This window comes from Buttiauxella sp. S19-1, from assembly GCF_022134725.1.
GTDB lineage: Bacteria > Pseudomonadota > Gammaproteobacteria > Enterobacterales > Enterobacteriaceae > Buttiauxella > Buttiauxella ferragutiae.
This window is the reverse complement of sequence record NZ_JAHWLU010000122.1, coordinates 1-14,194: the sequence shown is the minus strand read 5'-3', so window position 1 is coordinate 14,194 and position 14,194 is coordinate 1. Positions and strand designations below refer to the sequence as shown.

At 48.2% G+C, this 14,194-nt stretch carries 10 protein-coding genes and 2 pseudogenes; 11 read left to right on the top strand and 1 reads right to left on the bottom strand.

The features are described from left to right. Window positions 1-470: 470 nt before the first annotated feature. From MES37_RS25000 to MES37_RS20335, 5 genes and pseudogenes are all read left to right on the top strand, one after another. Window positions 471-848: pseudogene (locus tag MES37_RS25000) on the top strand (hypothetical protein); the annotation flags it as partial. A 5-nt stretch (window positions 849-853) separates the two neighbouring features. Continuing rightward, window positions 854-1,237: a CDI toxin immunity protein gene (locus MES37_RS20350; RefSeq protein ID WP_237932525.1), complete on the top strand. Its 384-nt coding sequence runs from the start codon at window positions 854-856 to the stop codon at window positions 1,235-1,237. Window positions 1,238-1,543: 306 nt separating this feature from the next. Then, window positions 1,544-1,798: pseudogene (locus MES37_RS24995) on the top strand (VENN motif pre-toxin domain-containing protein); the annotation flags it as partial. Window positions 1,799-3,012: 1,214 nt separating this feature from the next. Continuing rightward, window positions 3,013-3,627, top strand: coding sequence for an acid-sensing system DNA-binding response regulator EvgA (evgA, locus tag MES37_RS20340; RefSeq protein WP_064540988.1), 615 nt, complete (start codon window positions 3,013-3,015; stop codon window positions 3,625-3,627). 4 nt (window positions 3,628-3,631) lie between these two features. After that, window positions 3,632-6,859, top strand: a complete 3,228-nt coding sequence (locus tag MES37_RS20335) for an ATP-binding protein (RefSeq protein ID WP_232887189.1) — start codon at window positions 3,632-3,634, stop codon at window positions 6,857-6,859. 159 nt (window positions 6,860-7,018) lie between these two features. On the opposite strand, the gene MES37_RS20330 is transcribed toward MES37_RS20335, so the two are convergent. Continuing rightward, window positions 7,019-7,651: a YfdX family protein gene (locus MES37_RS20330; RefSeq protein WP_064540985.1), complete on the bottom strand. Its 633-nt coding sequence runs from the start codon at window positions 7,649-7,651 to the stop codon at window positions 7,019-7,021. 245 nt (window positions 7,652-7,896) lie between these two features. Here MES37_RS20330 and MES37_RS20325 point away from each other — a divergent pair, with 245 nt between their 5' ends. From MES37_RS20325 to yghX, 6 genes are all read left to right on the top strand, one after another. Further along, window positions 7,897-8,511 carry a DUF308 domain-containing protein gene (locus MES37_RS20325; protein WP_133522943.1) on the top strand — a complete coding sequence of 205 codons (615 nt, stop codon included), beginning with the start codon at window positions 7,897-7,899 and terminating at the stop codon, window positions 8,509-8,511. A 60-nt stretch (window positions 8,512-8,571) separates the two neighbouring features. Continuing rightward, entirely contained in the window at window positions 8,572-8,817 is a 246-nt protein-coding gene (hdeB, locus tag MES37_RS20320; RefSeq protein WP_370090874.1) for an acid-activated periplasmic chaperone HdeB, read from the top strand. A 58-nt stretch (window positions 8,818-8,875) separates the two neighbouring features. Beyond that, window positions 8,876-10,273, top strand: coding sequence for a glutamate decarboxylase (locus MES37_RS20315; protein ID WP_064540979.1), 1,398 nt, complete (start codon window positions 8,876-8,878; stop codon window positions 10,271-10,273). Window positions 10,274-10,379: 106 nt separating this feature from the next. Beyond that, entirely contained in the window at window positions 10,380-11,900 is a 1,521-nt protein-coding gene (gene gadC, locus MES37_RS20310) for a glutamate:gamma-aminobutyrate antiporter (RefSeq protein ID WP_237932523.1), read from the top strand. 165 nt (window positions 11,901-12,065) lie between these two features. Further along, window positions 12,066-12,944 (top strand): DMT family transporter, encoded by an 879-nt coding sequence (locus MES37_RS20305; RefSeq protein WP_064540997.1) that lies wholly within the window; start codon window positions 12,066-12,068, stop codon window positions 12,942-12,944. 62 nt (window positions 12,945-13,006) lie between these two features. Beyond that, window positions 13,007-13,894: a YghX family hydrolase gene (gene yghX, locus MES37_RS20300; RefSeq protein ID WP_064540974.1), complete on the top strand. Its 888-nt coding sequence runs from the start codon at window positions 13,007-13,009 to the stop codon at window positions 13,892-13,894. Window positions 13,895-14,194: the final 300 nt, after the last annotated feature.

The following is a 14,194-nucleotide window of genomic DNA, read 5'->3' as shown; positions in this document are numbered from 1 at the left end:
TCAGAATGCACAGGCGGAAATGGCCTGCAATATACTGATAGCACTTGGAAAGTTAGTGTACGCTGGCCGACTTCGCAACGGATAAAGTTGTTGTTGAGAATAACTCGCTGTCCGGTGACCAGGCCCGTGAAACGGTGAAACAGGCCGCCTAATCCCTGAAAAATCAGGTCAGGGATAAGCTTGGTGAAGGCACAACATCTGCCATCGCAAACGCCATTATCAATGGACTTGCTGATACCGGTGATGCGGTATTGGGTAGTGCGGATTATGCTGCCGATGCAGCAATGGCGCTGGCTTCATGTGCAGCCGGAGACAGCTACTGTAACAAAGCCCTGAGTGATTTAGCGGGTAAGAATCAGGCGGTGGCGGATAACGTCAAAGCGTTGATGAGCAGCGATACTTGGTCAGCGGTGAAAGAGACGGTGGTGCAGGCGTCTGAAGGAAACCAGGCCGCGCTGGAAGCGACGGGCGGGATGCTGGCCGGTATTATACTGCCGGGTAAGAAGGTTCCGGGAGTCGGAAACCGTATTGAAATGGTGCTTAAAGCCGAAAAGAATTGGGAAACTGCTAGAAATAAAGCCATAAATATGGTTGGTGATTTAGGTGCTGATTCAAAGCCTGTTATTGGCCGATTGGAAGTGAGTGCTGGTAATGGAAAGGTTATTGGTCGCCAATCCAGCGATGGCAAGGTAGGCTGGCGTGTGGATTATGATCCAGAGAAAGGAACACATATTAATATGTGGGATTACTCAAAAGGTAAAGGGCCTGGTAAGGCAGTAAAAACCGTCATACCTTTTGAAGGTAATGAAAAAGCTTTTGAAACTATATTGAAACAGCTAAATAGGTAGAAACAATGACTTTGTTTGACGAATGCAAAGAAGCGTTGCTTGTTGATTTTAATATAGTTATTGGTGACGAAGAAAGAAAAGCTATCGATATGCTTTATAATTATCCCGTTGCCGCCGGAGGAGTTTTGTGGAAGGAGATGAAATATAGTGATTATGATGATTTATATGGTGTCTTAAACGCGAACTTAGTAAAAAACCACGACGTATTTGTCTTAGCAGATGATGCAGATATACCACTATTCAGGACAAATATTAAGCTGATAGCGGAAAACGTTTATGATGTTACAGCATTGTCACCAAAGTTATTTATTTATAACGATGAAATCATAATACAGCCGCTATTCCCATCAGAGAGTTTTCGCATTGGACTAAGATCTGACAATTTATAATTAAAAAGATCCCGGCCCCTCAGCCGGGATTTTTTACCTGTCAGCCAGTCGTCAGATCCACTTCCCCACTGGTGGTCGCTTAGCAGTGATCACCTCAATAAACTCCAGTATCTGTTGTTGCTTGCGGCCCGAGAGCCTACAGACCTTCTTCAAACAGTGTCGGGAAAAATGGGTAACGGGTTGCGAAAACGCACGTTAGGGCTTATGCGCCCGTGCATCAAAATGCACTGGCAAAAACAGGTTATAACCTGCTGATTGTGCTGGTAAAAATGGTTTTCTCTGGCTAGCTGCACAACGGATGAAGTTGTTGTTGAGAATAACCTGCTGGGTAAAGCGCTGGTTGAAGGATGTGCCATTGCTGCACCATGTCGTAACAAGGTTGCAGAGCAACTACTGGAGATTGGCGCTAAAGCAGGGATCGTTGGGCTTGCCGGAGCGGCTCTCAAGGATGTTGCCGATAAGATGACATCTGATGAACTGGATCATCTTATCACTCTGAAAATGATGGGTAACGACGAGGTTACTGAAAACTATCTCAACTCGCTTCAGGATAAATATGCTCCTGCGCATACCGGTAGTGACCAGGTAGCGGAATCAGGCCCAGGTAATACGGGCGGGAACCAATTACCGGCGCAAGGTCCAAATCATACCGGTAATAATGAACAGGTTGATACCGGGGGAAGTCACACTGGAAATACTGATGGCGTACCGAATACGGGTGGTAACACAACGGTAACTCCAATCCCTGATGGGCCGAATAGCGATGATTTGGCTTATTTGGCTGCTGGTGATAAACCAGCTAATCTGTCTCCAGATGGGTCCGCTAATGGGTATACTTACAAGAATCCGCTTTATATTGGTCATGCAACATGGGCACTGATTTATAACGATGTGGCGGCGACCGATCCGGCCTATCAACTGAAATACAAACTGATTTTTTATAAGCGCCCTGAAGATGGCAATATGTTTTCCGCCTTTACTGTAGCGGAATGTTCTCCAGCGCCTGTAGAAGCGAAGCTATCGGATTGGCGAGCCAATAATTATGCTCGCGTCACTGCCGAGACAGAAAAGTATATGAGCAGTTGTTTGCTTGAGCTTAATAATCAGTTACCGCGCTTGCTTAAGAAATAAATCATCTAATCATATTTTAAAAGGGGAGCTAGCTTCCCTTTTAAGCTAGTACATAAATTTATCCTTGCTATCCGTAAGCGTCAATTTAGTGCCGTATTTTGCCAACAGACCCGTCCTGCTAACTTAGACGTGCGCCTGTACAAACGGGCATCTAACCATGACATCTCAAACCTGGCGTTCCGACCCGCGAAAAGTCCTTCTGCGCCTTCTTTTTCACTATCCCTCTAATCCAAATAACTCATTGATTGATCCCCCTAAAGCTTCAGATAGATCAGCCAATAATGAAACTGATAATCTCAGATTTCATTCTCATAATGTGGTATGGCCTGTTGAGCTAACCCTAATTGTGTTGCCAGTTGTTTTTGGGTCAAACATTCCCCCATCATTTATAAAGAACGTATTTATAAAATCATTAAGATATTTCCTTAATAATTGAACTCCCATTCCTACACGTGTAGTCAAAATATGATCTAAATCATTTTTTGGCACTATCGACTCTGACTGTAAATATTTAATAACACCCAAATCAGATATGTTAGAATTTAACCCGCTCCAGATTCATCTCGAAAAATAATAATATAACAACCACATCTGTTCTTCCGGCTTAAATATTATTCCTTTTTACATCAGGATTGACTCACGCAATGAACGCGATAATCGTTGACGATCACCCATTGGCGCGGATTGCTATACGCAACTTGCTCGATACCAACGGCATCACCGTCACCACTGAACTCGACAGTGGCGAGCATGTGGTGCAAACCGTAGAGAAACTCAAACCGGAACTGCTGATCATCGATGTAGACATTCCCGGTCTTAGCGGTATCGAAGTGCTGGAGCAACTCCGCAAACGCCACTACGTCGGTATTATTATTATCATCTCTGCCAAAAATGAGTTGTTCTACGGCAAGCGCAGTGCCGAGTACGGCGCGAATGGTTTTGTTAGTAAAAAAGAGGGTATGAATAATATTCTGGCGGCTATTGAAGCGGCAAAAAATGGTTATAGCTATTTTCCTTTCTCTGTTGAGCGTTTTAGCGGTGTGACCCTCACTGAACAAGATAAACTGGATACTTTATCGACTCAGGAAATGAAGGTTTTACGCTACATTCTCAACGGCATTGATTACACCACTATTGCCCACAAAATGAATATCAGTAATAAAACGGTAAGTACTTATAAAACCCGTTTAATGGAAAAGTTAGATTGCTCATCATTAATGGAACTCTATGATTATGCGCAAAGAAATAAAATTGGCTAATAAGATGCAGTCTCGTTGGTTTATTTATTTGATGATGTTTTTTTGCCTGAGTAGTTTTTCTTCTTCTGGCGCCACACAGGTTATTGAGCTTAAAAGTAATTACCAGCCTGCGGTGCTGGATATTCGGTTAAGTACAGAAGACAGGTTATGGCTCGAGCGCAAAAAAACGCTGACTGTCGGCACCTGGTTGCCGGAAGTTTCCCCTATTGATTATGAGAGTACTGGGGGGATATATCAGGGTGTTAATGCCGATTACCTGGCTCTTCTGCAGAAAAATCTGCATATTAAAATTATTATTAAACAATATGATAGCGAGAAAGAGGCTCTTGCGGCACTGTCGAAAAACGAAGTCGATACGCTGCTGACTCAGTTAACTGCCCACAAAGAAACGCCGAGTTCTTTGCTGACAACGTCTGCGTTGATCAAAACCTGGCCGACACTGGTGACGTCACTTAAAAACACTTTGCTGCCGCTAAAAACCAGCAAAGAGGTGACTGTTGCTTGCGTGCGCGATTGCTCGTTTGCCGATGTTGTTAAGGTGGCGTTCCCGAATGCCAGAATGACTTATTACGATAATGACTACCAGGCGATGTCATCGGTGGTGTCCGGTAAAAACCAATATTTTATTGGTAATAACGTGACTACCGGGAATTGTATTTCTAAATACTTTTCACAATCGCTGGTGATTACCCACTATTTTAACAAGCAAGAACAATACAATTACTTTATTACCAGCAACCGTCAGCCGCTGTTGCGAAATATCCTTGAACGTTTTATTGCCTCAATCAGCAATGAAACCCATATGCGGATGATGCAGAACTGGCTAAACCGCGGCAATCTTTCCTATCTGAATTCACCTGGCCCATTTAGCCAGGAAGAGCAAAACTGGCTGGATAAGCACCGCACTGTCAAAGTGCTCATTAATCCCAACTATCCACCGTTTACGCTGATCGACAAGGAAGGCGAGTTACGCGGAATCATGGCTGATTTACTCAATATTATTCAGCTGCAAACCGGTCTTGAATTTCAGCCGGTGATGATGAGTTCCGACCCAAAAAAGGCACCAGAGCAGTGGGACATGATCCCCGCCACCACGCTGAATAATACGCCGCAGAACACCTCGCTTAGCGATCAGTTGATGAGCCTCTCGTTCGTTATTGTCACCGCGCATCACGAAAATGCTGACCGCTTGCTGACCAAACCACTGCGCATTGCCGTAGCGCTGGGGGATGTTTTGGTTGCTGATTTACATCAGCGATACCCGCTGGCGACTCTGGTTGAAACGGAAAATGTCGGTGAGGCAATGAAAATGGTCGAGGAGGGTAAGGTCGATGCGGCGATTACCACCGAGCTATCCGCCCGTTACATGATTGACCATTATTACCCGCAAAATATGTACTACATGCGCCTGCCGGGGATGCCGAGCGGTTCGCTGAGTTTTGCGATAGCCTCCGATGAACCCGAACTGAAGTCGATTATCAGTCAGTCGCTGCAAGCGATTCCTCCGCGCGACATTCTGCAAATGACGGAAAAGTGGTCGAAAATTTCCAGCGTACAGAAAGATACCTGGAACCTGTACAGCAAGCAGTTCTATCAACTGGTGGTCTTCGCGATGGTGCTGATAGCCATTAGCCTTGGCTGGGGGCTGTCGCTGTCGCGTGAAGTGCGCAAAAGAAAACAGTCGCAACGGCAACTCGAAGAAGAATTGCAGCTTAAAGAGACGCTCTCCCATGAGCTGGAGGCCGAGAAAGATAAAGCGATTCAGGCCACTAAAGCGAAAAGCCGTTTCCTGGCGAGTATGAGCCATGAGCTGCGTACCCCGGTGAGTTCGATTGTGGGCTTTTTAGAATTGCTGTCGAGCTCGGATCTCAACGCCAGTCAACGCAAAGAAGCGATAGCACTGGCAGGGGCAACTGCACAATCGCTGCTGGGGTTGATCGGCAAGATTCTTGATGTCGATAAAATTGAGTCTGGTAAATACCAGATAGCACCGCAATGGACTGATTTATCACAGCTTATCAATCTACAGTGCCACTCATTTGACGCGCTGGCCAGGCAGAAAGGTGTTGAGTTGCGTTGTATCAGCCATCTGGCGGCGGACGCTCAGGTGCTGATTGATCCACAAGCCTGGCGGCAAATTCTCACCAATCTGGTCGGCAACGCGCTGAAGTTTACCGAAAAAGGGCATATTGAGGTCTTATCCCGTCTGACAGAAGTTGAGGATAAGCATGGGACTCTGGTGGTGACGGTCAGCGACACCGGATGCGGGATTAGTGCCGAAGAGCAGGAGACACTATTCCACCGTTACGTTCAGGCAGGCCAGGGGCGTAAACAGACAGGCTCCGGACTGGGGCTGGTTATCTGCAAAGAGCTGGTGACGCTGATGGGCGGCACGCTGGAACTCAGTAGCCAGCAGTCGCAGGGCACCACTTTCACGATTACGTTGCTGGTTGAAACTGCACAGAAGAGGCTTACGCCGACCCATAACACCCCGGCCGCATTGTCGCCATTACCGCGTTTGTCGATTCTGATTGCGGACGATAACCCGACGAATCGCCTGTTGTTAAAACGCCAGCTGAATGCCATTGGTTACAACGTGGATGAAGCCTGCGACGGTGAGGAGGCGGAAGCGAAAATCGCCAATAACGCGTACGATTTGTTGATAACTGACCTGAACATGCCAAAAAAAGATGGGCTGGCGCTGACGGCATCTTTGCGTCGCCAGAATATGCGGCTGCAAATCTGGGGGCTGACCGCCAGTGCGCTTTCGCAATCACGCGATCAATGCCTGCAAAGCGGTATGAATCAGTGCCTGTTTAAACCGGTTTCGATTCAGACGCTGACTCACGAGTTGAGCAAACTCGATAGCGGGCGCACATCGCTGTGTACTACACGACATTTGAAGCTGAGCATTCTGACCGAGAATACTGGGGGTGACAGGAAGTTGATGAACGAGATTCTGGAAACCTTCCGCGAAGCTTCAGCCAATGATTTACAGGTCGCAGTGCGTTCAATAGAGCAGGATGAACCGCAAATGTTTTTGCATGCGTTGCATCGTTTGCATGGTTCGGCACAGATTCTGGAAATCACCGCCCTTCAGGCGTTGTGTGAACCTTTCGAATCACGTCGTCATAGTTCGTTACCACTTGAGGAGCGGCAGCAAACGTTAGAAAAAATTACGGCAGTCATGCGGGAAATTGACGTGGAGATTGATAGTTTGATAAGCCACTAAAAATGGTGGATGACGCTGGCGCTTATCCCCCCCTACGAAACCGGAACTGGAACCGAAATCGTAGGTCAGATAAGCGCAGCGTCATCCAGCACGATAATACAAATACAGCTTTTGTAGGTCGGATAAGCGCAGCGTCATCCGACGTCCAGCACGATAATTTTAGTTGCTGGCAGCGAACATTTCGCTATCAACAACGATGCCGTCCTCAGCACCCTTCAGTACCAGATTCGCTTCGTAGTATTTACCATCTGCCAGCATTTTTTGTGCCTGAGCTACCGCTTTGCGGGTCTGGTTCAGTGGCATAAGATATTGATTTTCCATCACGCCAATCCCCGCCAGACGTAAAGTGTCCATCGCACCTTTTTTATCGCCTTTAGCCAGTTTTTCATTGGCAGATTTGATCGCACTCTCTTTTGCTGGAGTCGCAACATAGTCTTCAGACAGGGCAACTGTGGCGTTAATGATGACGTACTGGTCGTCAATCATCTTCGCTTTGGCGTCGGTTTTGACAAATTTCTTCCAGTCGATGCTGTCATCTTTTAGCAGTGTTGCTGCGTCATCAGTCAGTTTTTTAGCACTGGCCGGTTCGCCGTGGAACAGCGCCAGGCGAGCAAGCTGAATATCACGCATGGCATTCGCGCCCTGAACGGCAACCTGCATCACATCAGCCGCTTCTTTTTGGATTTGTGCAGTGGCCGCAGCAGTTTGTGCTGGAGTCGTTGCTGTTGCAGCGAATACCGGTGCAGAACTCATCATGGTTGCCAGTACGCCTGCCAGAATTAATTTTTTCATTATCGTCTCCTTAATAAAATGGGTGTTAATCACCAACCCAGACAGAATAGGAAATAACAAAACGAATGAAAATCAGAGCGCGGAATGAATATTGCAGGAGCTGTCTGACACTTGTCAGATTATTGAGTCAGACGTCAGATTGAGCGTATGAAGATAGGGCTTCACTCTTATTTACTCCGTTTGCTAGCTGGCCTTACTATTTTAACCAATAACTAGTTGGTCAATAACGATATGGCGGAAATAAAATGTTTATATTTAATCAATATCGACTGAAAGCACTGAGTGAGGCTTCATGTCTTCATTATAGAAAACATGCGCTGGTGATGGCGGTGCTACTGTTTATTTGTGGTACCTGCTGTCTTATTTATCCTTTTATGGCCGGGATGTACCTCAGCTATATCATCGGCATGATGTTTATGGTTTGCGGTTTTTATACTCTTTATAGTCTGGTGGTATTTCGTTCACGCCACTGGCGTTCTAAATTTGTCAGCGTGATATTTGCCTTAGCCTGGCTGTTGTTGGGCTTCAGTTTTGTCATCCATCCTCTGATTGGCATGACGTCACTGTCGCTGGTATTTAGCTGTTTCTTCATTGTTGGCGGGGTTTCACGCATCGTTTCCGGCTTCACTATGCGTGGTAACGCGGGGGCGATCACCAACATTATTATCGGTGTTTTAGACCTGCTGATTGCCGTTGTCTGGCTCAGTTTGAACCCTGAACAATCCTATTTATTTACCACCGCTTTCATTGGCGTGGAGATGATCTTCAGCGCTGCTGGATTTATCGCGCTGCGCAGGAATTTGACGCCAGCGAAGCACAAGAAATTGAACCTTAACGATACACCAAAAACAGTGGAGTAAATGATGAATATTAAAGCCTATGTCTCGGTAATTATTGCTGCTGCCGCTTTTTCAGCCACTATGAATAGTGCTTTCGCTACTCAGGAAACGACACCACAAAATATGACCTGTCAGGAGTTTATGGATATGAACCCTAAATCCATGACCCCAGTCGCCTTTTGGGTAGTGAATAGAAATACAGATTTTAAAGGTGGCGATTATATCCATTGGCATGAAGTTGAAACCGTGTCAGTACCCAGGATTTTTAAACAGTGTCAAAAAACACCGAAAGCTAAATTAGGTGAGCTGACCCAAAGCGTTAAGTAATTCCATATTCACTCTTAATTGAATTATCAACTTAAGTGATACCCATAGAGGATTTATTATGACCACACTTATTCAGCCAGTCGAAAATGAAAATGACGATGTTTATGCTTCGATAGAGTTATCTACCGCACTGCCTAAAAACGCATTTCCGGTCAACGAAAGTAATCCACGCAATGTTTTTCATGCTATTCATGATGAATTAATGCTGGATGGTAATTCCCGCCAGAACCTGGCGACTTTTTGCCAGACTTGGGTGGATGACGAAATCCGCCAGCTGATGGATCTTTCCATCGACAAAAACATGATTGATAAAGATGAGTACCCACAGACTGCTGAGATAGAGCAGCGTTGCGTGAACATGCTCGCGGACCTTTGGCATTCTCCGTCAGCCACCGACACCATGGGCTGTTCCACTATCGGTTCTTCCGAAGCCGCGATGCTGGGCGGTCTGGCGCTGAAATGGCGCTGGCGCAAACACCGTGAACTGGCAGGAAAATCAACCGATAAGCCAAATATGGTGTGCGGCCCGGTGCAGATTTGCTGGCATAAATTCGCCCGTTATTTTGACGTGGAGCTGCGCGAAGTGCCGCTGGAAGGCAACCGTCTGATGATGACAGCCGAAGAAGCGCTGAAATATATCGACGAAAACACCATTGGCGTAGTGCCAACTTTGGGGATTACCTTCACCTGCCAGTACGAGCCAGTGAAAGAGATTCACGATGCGCTGGATGATTTGTTTGAGCGCACAGGGCTGGATATTCCGATGCACGTTGATGCCGCCAGCGGTGGCTTCCTGGCGCCATTCTGCGCCACAGAAATTGACTGGGATTTTCGTCTGCCACGTGTGAAATCTATCAACGCGTCAGGTCATAAATTCGGCCTTGCACCGCTCGGTGCCGGTTGGGTGGTATGGCGTGAAAAACAAGATCTGCCAGAGGAACTTGTTTTTAACGTTAACTACCTCGGCGGCAATATGCCGACCTTTGCGCTGAACTTCTCACGTCCTGGTGGGCAAATTGTCGCTCAGTATTACAACTTCCTGCGCCTGGGTTGCGAAGGTTATCGCAAAATTCACATGGCCTGTTATCACACCGCCCAGTATCTGGCGCGTGAAATCGCCGCTATCGGCCCATTCGAGGTTATCTATGATGGCAACCAGCAAAATGGCATTCCAGGACTGACCTGGACGCTAAAAGCTGACCAACGCAATTGTGGCTACACGCTGTACGATCTGGCTGACCGTTTACGGAGCCGTGGCTGGCAGGTGCCTGCTTATTCCATGCCGACTCACCGCGAAGATCTAGTGGTGCAGCGCATTCTGGTGCGCCATGGCATGAGTACCGATTTGGCCGAATTATTGATAAGCGACCTGAAACGCACGCTCGCAGCACTGGAAAAAAATCCTGTCACGCATTCGCTGACTGCCGAGGAAGCGGGCGGCTTCAACCACGCATAAACCCCTTTCTTATCAATCAACCAGAGAGCCTGTTTGTTACGGCTCTCTTATCTAATCGTGAATGAACATCGGCAGGTGGTTCAAACCTGCTGATGTGGAGAGGATTATGTCCAGTACAACGACGAGTGCCCCTGCAAAGTCGCTCACTTTGCTCGGTTTTTTTGCCATTACTGCTTCAATGGTGATGGCCGTTTATGAATATCCCACTTTTGCCACTTCAGGTTTTAGCCTGATTTTCTTCCTGCTGATGGGCGGGATTTTCTGGTTTATTCCCGTTGGTCTGTGTGCCGCTGAAATGGCCACAGTTGAGGGCTGGCAAGAAGGTGGTTTGTACGCATGGGTTTCCAATACGCTCGGGGAACGCTGGGGTTTTGCGGCGATCTCTTTTAGCTATTTGCAAATCGCCATCGGTTTTATCCCGATGCTCTATTTTGTGCTCGGTGCTCTCTCTTACATCCTGAGTTGGCCTGCGTTAAATACCGACCCGCTGGTGAGAACTGTAGCGGCGGTGGTTATTTTGTGGGGGCTGGCGCTGACTCAATTTAAAGGGACACGCTATACCGCGATTATTGCCAAATTCGGTTTCTTCTTTGGGATTTTGTTCCCGGCGATTGTCCTGGTGCTGCTGGCTGTGGCGTGGCTTTATCATGGGCAACCGCTGGCGATTGAGATGTCAGAGAAGACCTTCTTCCCTGATTTTTCGCAGATTGGCACGTTAGTGGTGTTTGTGGCGTTTGTGCTCAGTTATATGGGTGTTGAAGCCTCGGCAACCCATGTCAATGAGATGAATAACCCAGCGCGTGATTACCCTCTGGCGATATTCCTGCTGGTCATTGCCGCCATTGTGCTGAGTTCCATTGGTGGGTTGTCTGTCGCCGCCGTGATCCCGCACGATGAAATCAACCTTTCGGCTGGCGTGATGCAGGCTTTTAGTACCCTGATTAGTTATTACGGGCCTGAATACGAGTGGGCGATTCGCGCTATTGCTGCGCTGTTGATGCTGGGCGTGTTGGCCGAGATTGCCTCGTGGATTGTTGGCCCATCGCGCGGCATGTTAGTCACCGCACGGGATGGTTTATTGCCTTCGCGTTTTGCCAAAGTGAATAAAAATGGTGTTCCAGTAGCGCTGGTGATTTCCCAGTTATGCATCACTACTCTCGCACTGGTTGTCCTCACTAATACTGGTGGCGGCAGCAATATGTCATTCCTGATTGCTCTGTCGCTGACGGTGGTGATTTATCTGTGTAGCTACCTGATGCTGTTCCTCGGATACATTCAGTTGGTGCTTCATCAACGTGACAGAGCACGTGACTTCCAGATTCCTGGCGGTAAAGCCGTTAAGTTGGTCGTCGCCTGTTCTGGCCTGCTGGTTTCAGTGCTGGCGTTCTTTGTTTCGTTTATTCCACCGAGTTCTCTGCCTGGCAGCAGCGCCCATGATATTTATGCCGGTCTGCTGATTATCTGCTTCGGTCTGGTGTTTATTCTGCCGTTTATCGTTTATATGTTCCGCGATAAATCGCAGAGAAGACAGGCTCCACATCTCACACCTGTGACCGTGGAAAATGCTCCAGCAGGGCACTTTGCGGTTCACCCGAAAGCTCGCCCATCGCATTACCCTGAAAAATAAAGTCACTGTCGTGCCATTCGCACTGCCGCAAAGTGTGGATGGCACTATCGCTATTTTTCGCTATTAACGGATAATGGCCGATTCTGAAACGACAGTTTATTTTTGGGTAAGGGAAGGGGCGTGAGTAATAACGTTTCGCTGTTTACTAATAAGAAATTCGCATGGATGGGAGCCGCTTTTTGTTGCTTGTTATGGGGAAGTGCTTACCCGGCAATTAAAAATGGTTATGACATTTTTCAGATAGCGACCGACGATTTAGCGGGCAAAATTGTTTTCGCCGGTTATCGTTTTGTCATCGCGGGGCTTTTATTGCTGGCGTTCGCGATGCTGCAAGGCAAGCCGATTGCGCGTTTATCCCGCCACCAGTTTTCGCAGTTAGCGTTGCTCGGCGTTACGCAAACTGCCATTCAATACATCTTCTTTTACATTGGCCTCGCCTATACCACCGGCGTGAAAGGCTCAATTATGAATGCCACTGGCACTTTCTTTAGTGTCCTGCTGGCGCATTTTATCTATCAAAACGACAAGCTCAGTATTAACAAAGTGGTGGGCTGTGTGCTGGGGTTTGCCGGTGTGATGGTGGTGAACTTCAACAGCCAGTTGATGGACTTCAGTTTTAGCTGGATGGGTGACGGTTTCGTGGTGCTGGCAGCGTTTATTCTTTCTGCCGCTTCGCTGTATGGGAAGCGCATTTCGCAAACCATCGACCCGACTATCATGACAGGCTGGCAGTTGGCCATCGGTGGCGTGGTGTTGACTGTTGGCGGCTACGCAAGCGGCGGGCGGCTTGAGTTTCATGGCCTGGAGTCGGTGGCGATTCTTGGCTATCTGGCGTTGCTGTCCTCCGTGGCCTTTGCGTTGTGGAGCTTGCTGCTCAAACACAACCGCGTGGGAATGATCGCGCCGTTTAACTTCTTGATTCCGGTATCGGGTGCGGTGCTTTCAGCCATCTTCTTGCAAGAAAGTATTCTCGAATGGCGTTACGCCCTGGCGCTGGTGCTGGTGTGCTTTGGGATATGGCGAGTGAACGTGACGCGCAGATAGTTTACAAAATCGTCAAATGCAGGCCATTATTTATCCATCTTTTACCGATAAAGGGCCTGCAAATGACCAGACTGACCGCAAAAGATTTCCCTCCTGAATTACTCGAATACTTCGATTTCTACGTCCACGGAAAAATCAGCAAACGTGAGTTTCTCGACATTGCGGGGAAATTTGTGGTCGGCGGGCTTGCGGCGGCGGCACTGGGGACTTTGCTGACGCCAAATTATGCCTTCGCACAGCAAGTGGAATTTACCGACCCGGATATTGTGGCTGAATATATTCGCTACCCCAGTCCGCAAGGGCATGGCGAGGTGAGGGGGTATATGGTGCGGCCAGCAAAAGCGGCGGGTAAAGTGCCTGGCGTGGTGGTGGTGCATGAAAACCGTGGGCTTAATCCCTACATCGAAGATGTGGCGCGGCGTGTTGCCAAGGCAGGATTTATCGCGCTGGCACCAGACGGTTTAAGTTCGGTCGGCGGTTATCCGGGCAATGATGAAAAGGGGCGCGAGCTGCAATCGCAGGTTGATCCCACCAAATTGATGAATGATTTCTTCGCCGCGATTGAGTTCCTGATGCACCACGATGCGCTGACAGGGAAAGTCGGGATGACTGGTTTTTGTTACGGCGGCGGTGTCGCTAATGCTGCGGCGGTGGCGTATCCGGAATTAGCTGCAGCGGTTCCGTTCTACGGACGCCAGCCAAAAGCGGAAGATGTGCCGCGCATCAAAGCGCCATTATTGCTGCATTATGGGGAGCTGGATTCGCGCATTAACGAGGGATGGCCTGCTTATGAGGCGGCGCTGAAAGCCAATCAGAAAGTTTATGAAGCGTATATTTATCCGGGTGTGAATCACGGTTTTCATAACGATTCGACCCCGCGTTATGACAAAGCGGCGGCGGATCTTGCGTGGACGCGGACTATTGCCTGGTTTAATCAGTATTTGGTTTAGAGGGGGGGGACCTCTCCCCAAGGGAGCTGGCTCTTATACAGATCTTTGAGGGGCGTTTTCTGTCGAGCCGAAGAAGGTTCCGTTCACCAGGCGATTGAGTATTTATGTCGCCACAGAACCGGTGAACGTCTTAGGGTGGCCATCGTCGCCACCCTAAGAACCCGGACTCCCGACAAATAAATCGCCGCAAGCGGTAAACCTCCATTTTGCCTCCGTGTCAGGGTCGGTTGCGATTCGTTCCAGACGATCGCGCCCTCCAGCCGTTCCCGACGGCTGGACCCTGCCACCTGGAGTCAAAAT